This is a genomic window from Anabaena sp. PCC 7938 (genome assembly GCF_049315035.1).
Classification (GTDB): domain Bacteria; phylum Cyanobacteriota; class Cyanobacteriia; order Cyanobacteriales; family Nostocaceae; genus Anabaena; species Anabaena cylindrica.
Map to the genome: position 1 here is coordinate 371,322 of NZ_CP186034.1, position 13,888 is coordinate 385,209.

Genomic DNA, 13,888 nt, shown 5'->3' on the forward strand with positions numbered 1-13,888 from the left:
TGCTCAGAGCCTTTCCGGATTAACTCCCTTTGCCTAGTAGAGAGAAATGGTAGATGCACCCTGGTTAAGCCCTAGAGAGAACTCTGGGGCATTTTTTATTTTTAGTCATTTAGACATCGGTCATTGGGTTATTAACCTCTCCATCATCCCAGTCCCTTCTCCACATCACCTTTGGAGGGGGAAACGACATCGGGTAAAGGACGTTTAAGAAAATAAAGCCAGGCTAAACCAGCCAAACCAAAAAACATTCCTGTTAAACTGACTATCTGCGCTATTCTCAGCGAACCTAGCATCAAGCTATCTGTGCGTAAGCCTTCAATCCATAAACGTCCTAAGCTGTAGGCTACCCAGTAAACTAGAAATAACGTCCCAACTTTTAGCCTTGGCTTGCTAGATAAAGCACGAAAAAATAAAGTTAGCAGCAGCGCAAATACCATTAAATCCCACAAAGATTCGTAGAGAAACGTGGGATGGAAGTATTCAAAATTAGCCAAACTATGGGGACGACGCTCAGGGGGAATATATAACTTCCAGGGTAAGTTTGTAGGGTCGCCAAAAGCTTCAGAATTGAAAAAATTTCCCCAACGTCCGATCGCTTGCCCTAAAATCAGCGAAGGCGCTACCAAATCAGTTAATTGCCAAAAAGATATCTTTTTAAGTTTGGCAAAGATTAACGCCGCTGTTACACCGCCGATAATCGCCCCGTGAATGGCAATACCTCCTTGCCAAATCGCAATTATCCGTTCTGGATGCTGGGAATATTCTGACCATTGAAATAAAACGTAATATAGCCTGGCTGCGGGAATAGCTCCAATTACCAGCCAAATTGACAAATCGCTGATTAACTCTGGGTCAACGTGACGACGTTTTGCCAAATACTGGGAAAGGCTAACGCCAATTAACACAGATGAAGCTATCAACAAACCATACCAGCGGATAACTATTGGCCCTAGTTTTAACAAAATCGGTCCTGGAGAAGTAAATTGAAACCCTAAGGGCAAAGCAAAAAAATCCAGTTCCATGCAAAATTACCTAAAAGAGTTGATTGACTACTGCTACGTTCCCGACCTTAAACATCATAAGCTGGGTGGAAATCAATTCAAAATAGGAAATAGGCAGAAGTTCAGGAGTATGGCTAACGCCACGCTATGCCTTCGGCACACTACGTGAACGCTATCAGGAGTTCAGGAGTTCAGGAGTTCAGGAGTTCAGAAGAAATTTCCCCCCTGCCCCCTTGCTCTCTGCTCCCTACTCCCTACTCCCTACTCCCTACTCCCCTGCCTCTTCTGTCGCTATAATTACCTAAAGCCGTTTGATATATATGAATGATTGCTATTTATCCTGGGAGCTTTGACCCTATTACTTTAGGACACCTTGACCTCATTCAGAGGGGTAGTCGGCTGTTTGATGGGGTGATAGTGGCTGTATTGCGAAATCCTAACAAAATGCCACTGTTTACAGTACAACAAAGAATAGACCAAATTCGTCTGACTACAAAACATTTACCTAATGTGGAAGTAGACAGCTTTGACGGTCTGACCGTTAACTATGCCCAAATGCGACAAGCACAAGTTTTGTTACGCGGCTTAAGAGCGGTTTCCGACTTTGAAATCGAGCTGCAAATGGCTCACACTAATAAAACACTTTCTACTCAAATTGAGACAGTTTTTCTGGCAACCTCAAATGAGTATAGTTTTTTAAGTAGTAGTGTGGTAAAAGAGATTGCAAAGTTTGGTGGCTCTGTCGATCATCTCGTTCCCCCACACATTGCCTTAGATATATACCAATGCTACAACCAAAACTCTCCCGCCCTGAATCTAATCACAACGGAAACAACCCTCCACCTCCAGAGCAGCAGCCTACTGGACCAACAGGTGTAGACATTCAGCTAGAACTCAACCGGCTGGAGGATATTGTTCTTTCTGGTCTACAAATTCCCTTAGTAAGACGCACCTTAGTAGATGAAGATAAGCTACTAGAACAGCTTGATTTTGTGCGCGTTTCTTTACCGTCGGTGTTTCAGGAAGCGGCAGAACTCCTCCAACAAAAGGAGGAAATCATGCTGGAAGCGGAAGAATATGGACAACAGGTTGTGGAATCAGCGCAAGCCAAAAGAGCGCAAATTTTGGCTGAGAGCGATATTATCAGACAGGCAGAACGGGAGGCTGAACAGTTGCGGCGAAAAGTGCAGCAAGAGTGTGATGCAATGATGCAAGATACTCTGGCAGAAATTGAGCAAAAACGACGTGCTTGTATGCAAGAATTGGAGGAAATGAGACAAAGTGCGATCGCACAAGCTCAAGAAATTGAAGATGGTGCTGATCAATATGCTGATAATGTCCTGGAAAATATCGAACAAGATCTTCAGGAAATGTTGCGAATTATTACTAATGGTCGTTTACAACTGCGAGGAGATATACCAAAGCAGCGTAATTCACCCAATTCTAAAAAAAGATGATCATTCGTAATTCATAATTGTGGCGAAGTTGAAAATTATATTGATGCCTTACCTTTTTTTGGTATTGCATCCAATTTTTATTACATACATGATGATTTATTATAAACGTTAAAATGTCTAAATCAGATACAGCAGTTTGTGTAGTTAGGAGGTACAACATCTAAATTCAAACCTATACACAAAGACAGTTTTACTCCTGACTCCTGACTCCTGACTCCTGACTCCTGACTCCTGACTCCTGACTCCTGACTCCTGAATTCTGCTGTCGCATCAATTAATAATTCACTTGATCAATATCGGTGTGGATAAAGTCATTACCTTTAAATAATAAAGGTTGATTTGTAGATTTTGCCAAAGCATAAGAAAAACAATCTCCCATATTCAGTTTTGCAGGATGACGACCCTTACCAAATTTCAAGAGTGCTGCACTTGCTAATTGTGCCTGTTCTACAGTAAAAGGTACAATAGTGATAGACAATGCTGCAATTAATAAATTTAAATTTTCTACACCCTGCTGACCATGTTTAGTACCCAAAACTATTGATGCTTCAACATAACCTGGAGAAGAAAGTAAACAATCTTCGCTTTCGTTAATAATTTGCATAAAAATCAGTTCTTCCGGTTCAGCATAAATAATTGCCATGATAGCAGAAGTATCAATAACCATTATTCTGGGATTCCAAACTCGTTATAACCAATAATTTCATCAGGAGTTCTACTATCAAGCATAGGTAAACTTCTAATTTGATGACAAATACTGCGAACAAGATTAATATCAATTTTGTTCTCTTTTCGATTTGGTAAGGAAATAGGATGAGCTTGATATAAAAGTTTTCCTGTTATTTTCCATTCCGGCAAAATTGGAAGGCATTTTCAGATACAAAAAACCATTTTCATCTACACGAGCATCAAAATTAATTTGTTGCATTGTCTTATCTTCCAAATTGAATTACAGAATTTTGGTTTACTTTTACCTCTATATCAAATTGTAACATATTGTCAGAATCAGGATACCCAGGATTAAAGGATTTACCGGATTGTTATTTGATAGTTAATGGCTGTTGTTTATGTATTTGTTCTTATAGCTCACTTCATGAATATCTACTTAATATTCTGTCTGAATCAAGATAACTAGGATTAGAGGAACAGCACAACCAGATTCAGACATTGATATTTTAATTGTGTCAAAGGATGTTTTAACTATTTCCAAAAAAGTGAGAAATTAGTCAATTAATTTCTGGTTTATGCCTAAAATATAATGTTTTAGTCAGTTCTATTTTTCCTAATTTTGAACAATTAAAAAATCATGATAGTGTATTTTTCGTAATATTTATACAAAATGGTTTAGTAATATAAATCCTGAACAACAAAAACTGTTATAAAAAGCTGAAAGGAGTTTACAAGCCGCAGAAATTAATTAACAAAAGGATTTTCAATTTTCAGCCCAGTAACTCCTTTAAAATCACTGATATTTCTGGTTACTAAAAATGCGGCTTGATTTATTGCTGTAGCGGCGATAATTGCATCAGGAAGCTTAATTTTATATTGTCGTTTTAATTGGATTGTCTGATTTTCAATTTCTCGTAACAATGGAACTGAGTTAAACTGGGATAGTAAATCTTCAATAGACTGTTCTTCCTCTTTTGATAAACCTGCAAAACTCAGTAATTCAATGCGGATGATCGGTGAAATTAGAATTTCGTGTAAATTCAGAAATTCTTCTGTAAACCATGAATTAACTGTGATGTCATCGGCTAGATAGTAAATAAAAATATTGGTATCATAAAGATATCTCATTCTTCCCATTCCTGACGTAGAGTATCTAAATGAGCTAATATTGCTGCTTTTTTATGCTTTAAAATTCCTTTAGCTTGAATAATTTTTTCATAGTCCTTTTTCCAATTTAATAGCATTGACTGTGGTACATTTACTGTAATTGAATCTTCATCTTGAGATACAAGATAATGTCTTGGTATTTTGATTAATGGCATAGTTTTATGCTCCTAATTTCTCTCAATTCAGATTGTAACATAATGACGATATTACAGATTATAAAATTGTCAGAATCAGGATACCCAGGATTAAAGGATTCACAGGATGATTACTAGAAGTGAATGATATATTGATTATTACGGTCATTTCATAAAAATTAACCTTTCTCTATAACAATCATCAACAACTAACAAAAAATCATCCAATCACATTCTGTACATCCTCAAATCCTGGACATCCTGATTCAGACAACCACAACACAAAAAATCATCCAATCACATCCTGGACATCCTGATTCAGACAATAATATGCTATTTTTAATACAGCATACATCAAAACAACCATTAACCAATAGACATCAATATTTGTATTACGAGAGGACTTGTTATATCAAATATGAGTTTATCCACACCGCTTTATAAACAAATTTAGTTATGAAGAAGCTATCCATATTTCGATTTAAAAGTATTACCCATCGGTTGATATTTAGTTGTGTTGTGGCAGCGATTGCTATTTATGGGGTTTCCTATTGGCAAGCCCGCAAACTGTTACAAAAAAGTGTAGATGGTTGGTTAATTGATTTAGCTCAGTCTCGAATTGACACTGTTGCCAATGAGATGGAAGGGAAACTACAAGCCATTGAAAGAAGTATGCTGCTGTCGATTTATGGTATTGAAAAATCAGCACAAAATTCCAATGCTGTTAATCAAACTGAACTATTACCAATACTAACAACCCTAGTCGAAAAACAGCCTCAAATTCAGGCAGTTGCACTCATTAATGGCAGCAATATTTCTGAGACTGGATGGTACTATGACCGCCAGGGAAAATACACCAAACTTAATCTAGAAGCAAGCAAAATTTGGCTAAATCGCTGCCAAATCAAGGGCAATACCCCAGCTACCTTACCGTTTTGGACACAACCCTATCCCCTTAATCATCCATCAGCTATCACTTATTGCTTTCCTGTCTCTGTTAATAGTAATCCAGAAACTATCACTTGGCTGGTGATGGAAGTTAATTTAGATTGGGTATCTCCTAATATGGCAAAAAAGTTAGCCCAGAACAATCAATCACATGGTCTAGAATTGGGTAATTATTTTGTGTTTTCACCATCAAATGCTCAATGGATTGTCAAACCAGAAAATTCCCAACTACTTCATCTATCTTTATCTGGGCAAAATCATAATTTAAATAACCAGCAACCAAGTACGGGGTTGATTAATGCTAGAAATAATTCCCAAGGCATTTTAGTGACGACAAAGGTAAACTCTACAAATTGGATTGTCGGCATCACATTTCCATCTGCCAAGTTAGAGCAGTTTCAGCAGCAATACCTGTGGTTGGTAATTGTTTCCATGTCGAAAGATATGTTGTTGATATGTGTGGTAATTGCCTTTATTTCTCAACTTACTACGCGTCCTTTGCGTGAACTCAACACTAGCACCCAAGAAATGGCTCAGGGCAACCTTGATACCAAGCTACCCGCAGTTACTTCCGATGATGAGGTAGGACGGTTAACCCAATCTTTTCGGCAAATGCGCGACTCTCTGCAACTCTATATCAGCAATCTGCAAGAGACAACTGCGGCTAAACAAAAACTAGAGAGTGAACTTTCTATTGCTGCCCAAATTCAGCGCACGATGGTTCCTCGAACTACTGTGGATAGCAGTCCTAATTCGCCATATCAGATATCTGCTTTATTGAAACCTGCGCGGATTGTGGGTGGTGATCTTTATGACTTTTTTCTCTTGGGAAGCGATCGCTTGTGCATAATTATTGGTGATGTCGCTGATAAAGGATTCCCCGCAGCACTACTGATGGCACGCACAGTCACCTTAATTCGCACTCTCACCAAACCCTTCCATACCCCTAGCGAAATTCTGCAAACTGTTAATCAACAACTATGTGCTGAAAATGAAGAATGTTTATTTGTTACCGTGTTTTGCGGTGTAATTGATTTACGTAGTGGCAAATTTATTTATGCCAGTGGTGGTCATGATGCTCCCATATTGATACACGATCAGCAGGTTAAGTATCTAGATTTGGAAACTAGTCCACCGCTAGGACTGTATGAAGATTCTCTGTTTGAGGAAAGTGAGTATGTACTTGCTGCCAACGATTTGCTCCTACTTTATACTGATGGCATCACAGAAGCGATGAACTCCCAGGGTGAGATATTTTCTGAAGCCCGGTTAATTGAGATGATGACATCCTATCCACCAAGCAACCCAGCCCGTGCGGTTCGCACAATTGTACATTTTTGTCAGGAGTTTGTGGGGGAGGCACCGCAATCAGATGATATTACCTTGTTAGCTGTGCAGTATCTACCGTCAAGTCCTTTTTCTCAAGCAGTAAATGTTATGGAATGGAATCTGACTCTCAACAGTGAGTTAACTGAGTTAGAGACAGTGAAACAAAGCTTAGGTAAGATTTTGCAGGCAGCTAGTCTGACTGTGGAATTGATTGAAGATGCCCAGTTAATTGTGGAAGAGGTTTTAGTCAATATTATTCAATATGGTTATGAAAATCACAGCAGCGCTTATATTGACTTGCGGATTGAAATCAATGATCAACAGTTAATAATGACTTTTAAAGATAGTGGCAAGGCTTTTAATCCCTTAACTGAAATTGCCTCACCAGATATGATGATGGATGATGAAGAGCGCTCTCTGGGCGGATTTGGATTTTTTTTGGTGCAAGAACTCGCCGAGCAAGTAGACTATGTTTATATCAACGGTCAGAACGTTTTAACAGTCCGGCAAGCGATCGCTAAAGTAGCTTAAAATCACCCAATTTCAGCTAAACTACAAATAAATACTAATTACAAAATAATAATCTATGTCATTGCAAATCTACGTAGAAACTACTAACCCCACTACCTTGTGTTTAGCATTGGACGGTCAGCTTGATACACTGACAGCAACGGATTTAGATAAATCTATTCACAATAGTTTGACACCGAACATCCAAACCCTGATTTTAGATCTCCAGAAATTGAGTTTTATCTCCAGTGCCGGACTGCGAATTCTTGCCAAGGCACGAAAAACGATGAAATCAAGAGAGGGTAAGGTATATTTTACCCATCCTACTCCTCAAGTGAAGAAAGTATTTGATATCGTTAAAGCTGTTCCTCTCTCTGAGGTGTTTTCCAATACTCAGGAGTTAGATGCCTACTTAGAAGCCATGCAAGCTGAAGTAGATGGGGAAAGTGATTAAAATAATTCGTAGTAGTACCAACCGCAGGTTTTCTCACAGGATTTTTGATCAATGTTCACTTTAGCTCAAGTCAGTTTTGGTAGAAATAGCACTAGTTTAATAGGAATTATTTATTTACTTTTTGCGGTTGCTTACTTTTTAATCATGCTATTTTTGCTATTTTTACGCAGATCTAAATCTAGGAATTTAATATTGGTATTTGATATTATTCAATTAATATTTGTACCATTGATCATGCTATTTTGCGGGTTCATCCTATTGTTTCAAGGTTGGAGATTAGATCCTATTCTTCAGTTTGTACAATTTTTGTTGTTCATATTAATTACTTACTTACTCATCAAAGATATTGTATTTAGTACAATTGATAGAAAATAAGTAGAGATAATTAAGATAGTTTTAGATTATTTTCATGCAAAGACACAAAGATAAGAAAACTCATTTGCATCTTTGCACAATATTTTTACAAAGTATAAGTGAAATCTTTCACTAGCATACCAGGAACTAAACTACCACCTAATTGACGGCTTTCATAAGTTCCGACATCGGGAATGAATTCTTGAAAATCGGTTAAATCAACTAAATTTTCTTCACCCCAAAAACGATAGAGACTTTCATCAAAACGCAGATTTTCAATAGGTGCAACTATTTCGCCGTTTTCTACCCAAAAACAGGCATAACGTGTCATACCTGTAATTCTACCAGTAGGGCGATCGCTCCAATTTAAATAATGCAAATTAGAAACATATAACCCTGTATCTAAACTGCTGAGAATATCCGCAAATGCTAAATTACCAGGACTTATTTCTGGCGCACGTAAGGTTTCTGAACTATTAGCACCGTTAGCGGGTTTATTATATTCCTTAGCAGTCCGAGAATTTACTAAAGTATTAATTAAAATTCCTTTTTCTACTAAATCTAATTCTGGTGCTGCCATTTCTCCTAAATCATTAAATCTCGGAACTAAACCCTGTTGAAAGTTTTCCTTCAAAGTGAACTTTCGTGAAAGTTGTTTTTCTTGACGTGATAAAACAGCCAAAGCACTATTACCTTGTTGAATATCGGCTTCACTGATAGCACCCCACGAAAGCATACTCAATAATTCAGCAACAGCGGACGGTGCAAAATAAGTTTTGTACTTGTCCTTTTGGTAATTCTTTTGCGGGACGAGACAGCATGACTAATTGCTCTTTAGCATCATTTATTTTAGCAATATAATTAGATTCATCCCAATTGCTGCCAGCAAAAGTACCTTTAACAGCTTGTCCTAATTCATTAAACAAAGAATAATCTAAAGTGAAAGAATCAGTCACAAACCAGTGTTTTTGTCCGCCAGAATCACCATAAGCTCTAATCACAAATCCCCCAGCATAAATACCAGTGAAATCTAAATCAGTAACTGCTTCTAATATATGAGAAACTAAAGTTTCTGGAGTTAACAATTTACCTGAATTAACTTCTCTACTAGTATTATTCCCCGTTGGTAAAACCAAATAAGGGTCAATAGGTAATAGAGTCAACTCATCACGTAACTCTTGTAAAGCACTATATCCTAATTGCCAATCTATTTCCCAATCTCCAGTAAAAGGAAATTGACGAAAACTACTGCGCTGATTTGCCATTAAAGTCAATTTAATCCAACCATCAACCACTAATCCCGTTTGTCGCACCTTAGCATGATTGAAGCGAGTAAACTGACTAATTTCACTGCTAAGTCTCACAGTAAAATGTTCAGTTGCCATTTTCTTAATCAACAAACCTTCTACCAACTGATTAAAATTACTTTCTAAAACTGATAACTCTGCAAATTTCATAACTATTCTAAACCTACAATTAGCAAACACAAAAAAACTCAGCGAACCTCTGCGCTAACCTCCGCGTACCTCTGCGTTAAAAAAACTCCTCCTAACCTCCTCCAAAAACCTCAACATTAGCAAATACACAAAACGGTGAACCATGTCCTACCCAAATGGCTTGATTAGGTTCTCCCTTCCCACAAAAAGGTGTTCCATACATTTGCCAATTATCAGCATTTCCTACCTGAATTAAACTGTGCCAAAATTCTGGAGTGGTGGCACGATAATTAGGATTACGGATGGTTTTAGTAAGTTTACCGTTTTCAATTAATTTTGCATATTCACAACCAAACTGAAATTTATAACGGCGATCATCTATTGACCAAGAACGGTTAGATTCCATATAAACACCTTGTTCTATACCGCTAATCATTTCATCAAAAGTGGCGTTTCCTGGTTCTAAATTTAAGTTAGCCATTCTGTCTATAGCTGGTCGATTCCATGAAGAAGCACGAGCGCAAGCTACCCCCGGTAAATCTGCTCTAGACTGACTTTCTAAACTGCCTAAACCCCGTTGTAATATTCCTTCTTTAATGACATATTCTTTGGTAGCTACTGCACCAGTGTCGTCAAAACCATAGCTGGCAAATTCACCTTTTACGGTGGGGTCAAAGGTAATATTCATCAAAGATGAACCATATTTGAGTTGACCAAAATCTTCTTTAGTGACAAAACTACCTCCGGCATAGTTGCGTTCATCTCCTAAAATGCGGTCAATTTCTAAAGGATGACCAACACTTTCATGGATTTGCAGCATCATTTGGTCTGGTGCTAAAACTAAATTGGTGCGGGTATCTGGGCATTCTGGGGCTGTTAATAATTCTAATGCTTGTTCGCTGACTTTCTCCACTTGAGACCAGAGATGATCTTGTTTTAATAGTTCCCATCCGCCTTGATAAGAGTTGGCTTCTGTGCCATTGTTAGTACGTGGCTGAACGATCGCACCATCTTGAGCGATCGCACCAAAATGATTTCCCAGGGAAAGAATTTTTTGATACACTTCTGAACCATTGCTGCTGACAAACCAAGTTTCTTTCTCGCTGGTGTTAATTCTGGCGGTGGTTTGGACGATTTTGTCGTTAATTTTCAGCTTTTGGCAAACCCGAATCAGTAAATCGTTAATTTCTCCTGGACTAATAGCATCAAATGGTTCTACAAAAGGTGAGTTATATTCGCCTACAACCTTGGGACGTGTATTTTCATTAAATTTATATATCCACCATTCACTGGCTGCCAGTGCTTGTTTATAGGCTATTTGGGAGGCAGTTTGTAAGGATGGTAATGATAGAGAGTTGGTAGCGGCATAACCTAAACAACCATTTACCATTACTTCTAACATAGCTCCTGTGGTCAAATATTTACCGTTGCTTTTAGGTAAACCATCACGCACAAAATGAATGGATGCTGTTTCCTTGACGGCACGAATACCGATCCAATCAGCAGGAATGTTGAGATGAGCGATCGCTTTTGTTAATTCTGACCACATAACGCAAATTATAAAAAGATTGGTTAAGTTATTATGCTTAACACAAAAGTTATCTTATAAACACAAATTTGGTAATTTTTTTGGCACTTAAAATATTTTACCTAGTAATTTTTACTTATTTGCCCATAGTCAATTATCTAACTCAACTACAGATGACTTACCTTGAGCTAACATTTTTGGACGTAGATAGAGATTTTCTAACAACACTGCGACACCAGCCACCCAAGGGGGAACAATTACAGCGCCAATAATTCCTAAAACCTGTGTTCCTCCTAATACTGCTAAAAGTTGATACAAGGGATGAACACGCACTGATGAACCGACGAGCAAGGGATCAAGAACATAACTTTCTATATTTTGAATTACTACAAATAACAGCAGAACCCACAAAAAAGTTAATCCTCCTTCGGGAATAGCGACAATTAACGCCGGAATCGCTCCTAAGATTGGCCCGATAAAGGGAATTAAATTTGTAAATCCAGCAATTACACCAAGTGCTAAGGCAAATTCTGATAGTCCCAAAACACTTAAACTTAGGGTGATAACGACACCTAAAATAGCTGAAACCAAAACTCGACCTTGAACATAACCCCCCATACGGCGAGAAATTGGCGCAACTTGTTCGGCTAAGTGTTGATCCCAAGGTTGGGGAAATAATTCCGCTAACCCTTTTACTAAATTGCTACTCCCAGCAACCATGTATCCAGAAATGACTAAAGCTAAAATCAGATTTACCACTCCCCCAAGAATGCCACGAGTCAAGCCGAAGGAACGCACAAGTAGCTGCTGACTAGAACTAAATACCCACTTTGTCAGGGCTTGAATATCCAGGAATTGCTCAATTGTCTCTATTTGAGTGATTCCCATTCGCAAAGCTATATTTTCAGTTGTAATCTGCAAATTTTCTAAGTATATAGGCAATTTATTAGCTAGTCGTTGGATTTGCTCAGAAACAGATGGGCCAATGATTAAGCCTGCACCTACTAATCCTGCAATTAAGCTAATATACACGACTATTACACCTAACCAACGGGGGATGCGTAATTTTTCGGCAGCATTAACGATGGGAGCGATCGCAGATGCTAAAACCACAGCAATCATTAATGTTACCAACAAACTCTGTAATTGCCACAAGAGAATCACCAAACAACCAATTGCAACAATGAGAAGCAGTTCTGAAAGGGAAATCTTTTTTTCTGTCATATTTGGTGATTGATGATTGGTGATTGGTGATTGGTGATTGGTGATTGATATTCCTGCTTCTTCAACGATGCCAACGAGTACCTTCGCGGCTGTCAATTAAAGTAATCCCTTTGGTTAAAAGTTGATCACGAATGCGATCGCTTTGGGCAAAATTTTTGGCTTTCCGTGCTTCCTGTCTTTGTTGAATTAAATCATCAATTTCCCCATCACTTAAACCATCTTGTTGCGGAGTTTCTGCTTCTGGTTGGGCAGTTAAACCCAAAATATCTGCTAAAGTAACTAGAGTTTGCCAGTGTTGTCGTAATTCTTCCGGGGGGGTTTTTGTTTTTCCCTGATGAACAATAATATTTCCTTCCCGAATTAGTTCTTTAGCTAATTCAAAAATTACTGCTAATCCACCAGGGAAGTTAAAGTCATCGTCAACAGCTTCTTTAAATCTCTCAACGTAGGTATTAGGTGACAGGTGACAGGTGACAGGTGACAGAGAAGACGAAGCTGATGAGGAAATAATTTTCTCAGTTCCCAATTCTTTACTATGCTGATAACCGAAAAGTAAACCCTCTTTTAAAGTATGCCAGCCGTTGGTTGCTGCTAAAATTGCTTCATCGGTAAAATCTATCGGCTTGCGATATTGTGCCATCATCACAAATAACCGCACAGCCATTGGATCTACACCACGATCTAGCAATTCCCGAATAGTGATAAAGTTGCCCAAAGATTTGGACATTTTTTCACCATCTACCTTCACCATACCGTTGTGTAACCAGTAATTTGCTAAAGGCTTACCCGTCACTGCTTCTGATTGGGCAATTTCGTTTTCATGATGAGGGAAAATTAAGTCAGCACCACCAGCATGAATATCAATGGTATCACCCAAGCGATCGCGCACCATTGCCGAGCATTCAATATGCCATCCAGGACGGCCTTTTCCCCAAGGTGATTCCCACGCAGGTTCTGAAGGTTTTGCAGCCTTCCACAGGGCAAAATCAAAGGGATCTTTCTTCTTTTGATATTCCGCGTCTTCTACATTTACCCGTTCACTCGCACCGGCTTGTAAATCATCCAACTTGCGTCCCGAAAGTTTGCCATATTCAGCAAAATTCCGCACAGAATAATACACATCACCATCAGCGGGATAAGCAAAACCTTTCTGTTCTAAATCGTGAATTAATCGCTGAATACCGTTCATTGTATGTGTTGCACGGGGATATTCATCAGCTTCTTTAATTCCCAGCCGTGACATATCCTCAAAATATGCTTGAATATAGCGATCTGCGATCGCTTCCATCGTCGAATTCTCTTCCCGTGCGCGTCTGAGAATTTTATCATCAATATCAGTAAAATTCTGGATATAACGGACATCATAGCCGATAAACTGAAGGTATCGACGCACCACATCCCAGACAATACAAGCTCTAGCATGACCCAAATGGCAGTAATCATAAACCGTCACGCCGCAGTAATACATTTTAACCTTGCCAGGTTCGACGGTAGTAAATTGTTCTTGACGACGGCTGAGAGTATTGTAAATAGATAGGGTCATAACAGAGTAATGCGGCAATCTGACGATAAACAATGATAACGCAAGTTGATGACAATGGAATAAGTGAAAATTTTAACGGCTAAAAATTAGCTACCATTATTATTAGTAATACATCGTAGTCTTATCAACATCTG

General features: G+C 38.5%; 14 protein-coding genes and 1 pseudogene. 6 read left to right on the forward strand and 9 right to left on the reverse strand.

All coding sequences use genetic code 11. From position 1 onward, the window contains the following. Positions 1 to 143: 143 nt before the first annotated feature. Positions 144 to 1,022, reverse strand: coding sequence for a prolipoprotein diacylglyceryl transferase (gene lgt, locus ACOWPH_RS01835; RefSeq protein ID WP_015213714.1), 879 nt, complete (start codon positions 1,020 to 1,022; stop codon positions 144 to 146). Positions 1,023 to 1,325: 303 nt separating this feature from the next. Here lgt and coaD point away from each other — a divergent pair, with 303 nt between their 5' ends. Together coaD and ACOWPH_RS01845 are read left to right on the forward strand one after the other, a co-directional pair. Beyond that, positions 1,326 to 1,880: a pantetheine-phosphate adenylyltransferase gene (gene coaD / locus ACOWPH_RS01840; RefSeq protein ID WP_015213715.1), complete on the forward strand. Its 555-nt coding sequence runs from the start codon at positions 1,326 to 1,328 to the stop codon at positions 1,878 to 1,880. Continuing rightward, on the forward strand, positions 1,787 to 2,458 hold the full coding sequence (locus ACOWPH_RS01845; RefSeq protein ID WP_015213716.1) for a hypothetical protein: 672 nt from the start codon (positions 1,787 to 1,789) through the stop codon (positions 2,456 to 2,458). Before coaD ends, ACOWPH_RS01845 begins: the two co-directional genes overlap by 94 nt. A gap of 274 nt (positions 2,459 to 2,732) precedes the next feature. Here ACOWPH_RS01845 and ACOWPH_RS01850 read toward each other — a convergent pair whose 3' ends face one another. Next, positions 2,733 to 3,125: a type II toxin-antitoxin system VapC family toxin gene (locus ACOWPH_RS01850; protein ID WP_015213717.1), complete on the reverse strand. Its 393-nt coding sequence runs from the start codon at positions 3,123 to 3,125 to the stop codon at positions 2,733 to 2,735. Further along, complete coding sequence (locus tag ACOWPH_RS01855; protein ID WP_422665660.1) at positions 3,125 to 3,316, reverse strand: hypothetical protein; 192 nt, start codon at positions 3,314 to 3,316, stop codon at positions 3,125 to 3,127. Before ACOWPH_RS01855 ends, ACOWPH_RS01850 begins: the two co-directional genes overlap by 1 nt. Before the next feature lie 278 nt (positions 3,317 to 3,594). Here ACOWPH_RS01855 and ACOWPH_RS01860 point away from each other — a divergent pair, with 278 nt between their 5' ends. Continuing rightward, positions 3,595 to 3,684 carry a nucleotidyltransferase domain-containing protein gene (locus ACOWPH_RS01860; RefSeq protein ID WP_350341316.1) on the forward strand — a complete coding sequence of 30 codons (90 nt, stop codon included), beginning with the start codon at positions 3,595 to 3,597 and terminating at the stop codon, positions 3,682 to 3,684. A gap of 187 nt (positions 3,685 to 3,871) precedes the next feature. On the opposite strand, the gene ACOWPH_RS01865 is transcribed toward ACOWPH_RS01860, so the two are convergent. Both ACOWPH_RS01865 and ACOWPH_RS01870 read right to left on the reverse strand, forming a co-directional pair. Then, positions 3,872 to 4,255, reverse strand: a complete 384-nt coding sequence (locus ACOWPH_RS01865) for a type II toxin-antitoxin system VapC family toxin (RefSeq protein WP_015213719.1) — start codon at positions 4,253 to 4,255, stop codon at positions 3,872 to 3,874. Next, complete coding sequence (locus ACOWPH_RS01870; RefSeq protein ID WP_015213720.1) at positions 4,252 to 4,449, reverse strand: hypothetical protein; 198 nt, start codon at positions 4,447 to 4,449, stop codon at positions 4,252 to 4,254. Before ACOWPH_RS01870 ends, ACOWPH_RS01865 begins: the two co-directional genes overlap by 4 nt. Before the next feature lie 435 nt (positions 4,450 to 4,884). On the opposite strand from ACOWPH_RS01870, the gene ACOWPH_RS01875 reads away from it, so the two are divergent. The 3 genes from ACOWPH_RS01875 (at position 4,885) to ACOWPH_RS01885 (ending at position 8,044) form a co-directional block, all read left to right on the forward strand. Next, complete coding sequence (locus tag ACOWPH_RS01875) at positions 4,885 to 7,236, forward strand: ATP-binding SpoIIE family protein phosphatase (protein ID WP_015213721.1); 2,352 nt, start codon at positions 4,885 to 4,887, stop codon at positions 7,234 to 7,236. A 55-nt stretch (positions 7,237 to 7,291) separates the two neighbouring features. Beyond that, on the forward strand, positions 7,292 to 7,669 hold the full coding sequence (locus tag ACOWPH_RS01880) for an STAS domain-containing protein (RefSeq protein WP_015213722.1): 378 nt from the start codon (positions 7,292 to 7,294) through the stop codon (positions 7,667 to 7,669). A gap of 144 nt (positions 7,670 to 7,813) precedes the next feature. Next, complete coding sequence (locus ACOWPH_RS01885; RefSeq protein WP_350341317.1) at positions 7,814 to 8,044, forward strand: Ycf66 family protein; 231 nt, start codon at positions 7,814 to 7,816, stop codon at positions 8,042 to 8,044. 85 nt (positions 8,045 to 8,129) lie between these two features. Here the strand turns inward: ACOWPH_RS01885 and ACOWPH_RS01890 are convergent. From ACOWPH_RS01890 to cysS, 4 genes and pseudogenes are all read right to left on the reverse strand, one after another. Beyond that, positions 8,130 to 9,480 (reverse strand): annotated as a pseudogene (locus ACOWPH_RS01890) (TldD/PmbA family protein). Positions 9,481 to 9,571: 91 nt separating this feature from the next. Further along, the gene (locus ACOWPH_RS01895) at positions 9,572 to 11,008 is read right to left on the reverse strand and encodes a TldD/PmbA family protein (protein ID WP_015213725.1); all 1,437 of its coding nucleotides are present in this window, start codon (positions 11,006 to 11,008) and stop codon (positions 9,572 to 9,574) included. A 129-nt stretch (positions 11,009 to 11,137) separates the two neighbouring features. Continuing rightward, positions 11,138 to 12,307, reverse strand: a complete 1,170-nt coding sequence (locus ACOWPH_RS01900; protein ID WP_242043215.1) for an AI-2E family transporter — start codon at positions 12,305 to 12,307, stop codon at positions 11,138 to 11,140. Further along, the gene (gene cysS, locus ACOWPH_RS01905) at positions 12,273 to 13,754 is read right to left on the reverse strand and encodes a cysteine--tRNA ligase (protein WP_015213727.1); all 1,482 of its coding nucleotides are present in this window, start codon (positions 13,752 to 13,754) and stop codon (positions 12,273 to 12,275) included. Before cysS ends, ACOWPH_RS01900 begins: the two co-directional genes overlap by 35 nt. Positions 13,755 to 13,888 lie beyond the last annotated feature (134 nt).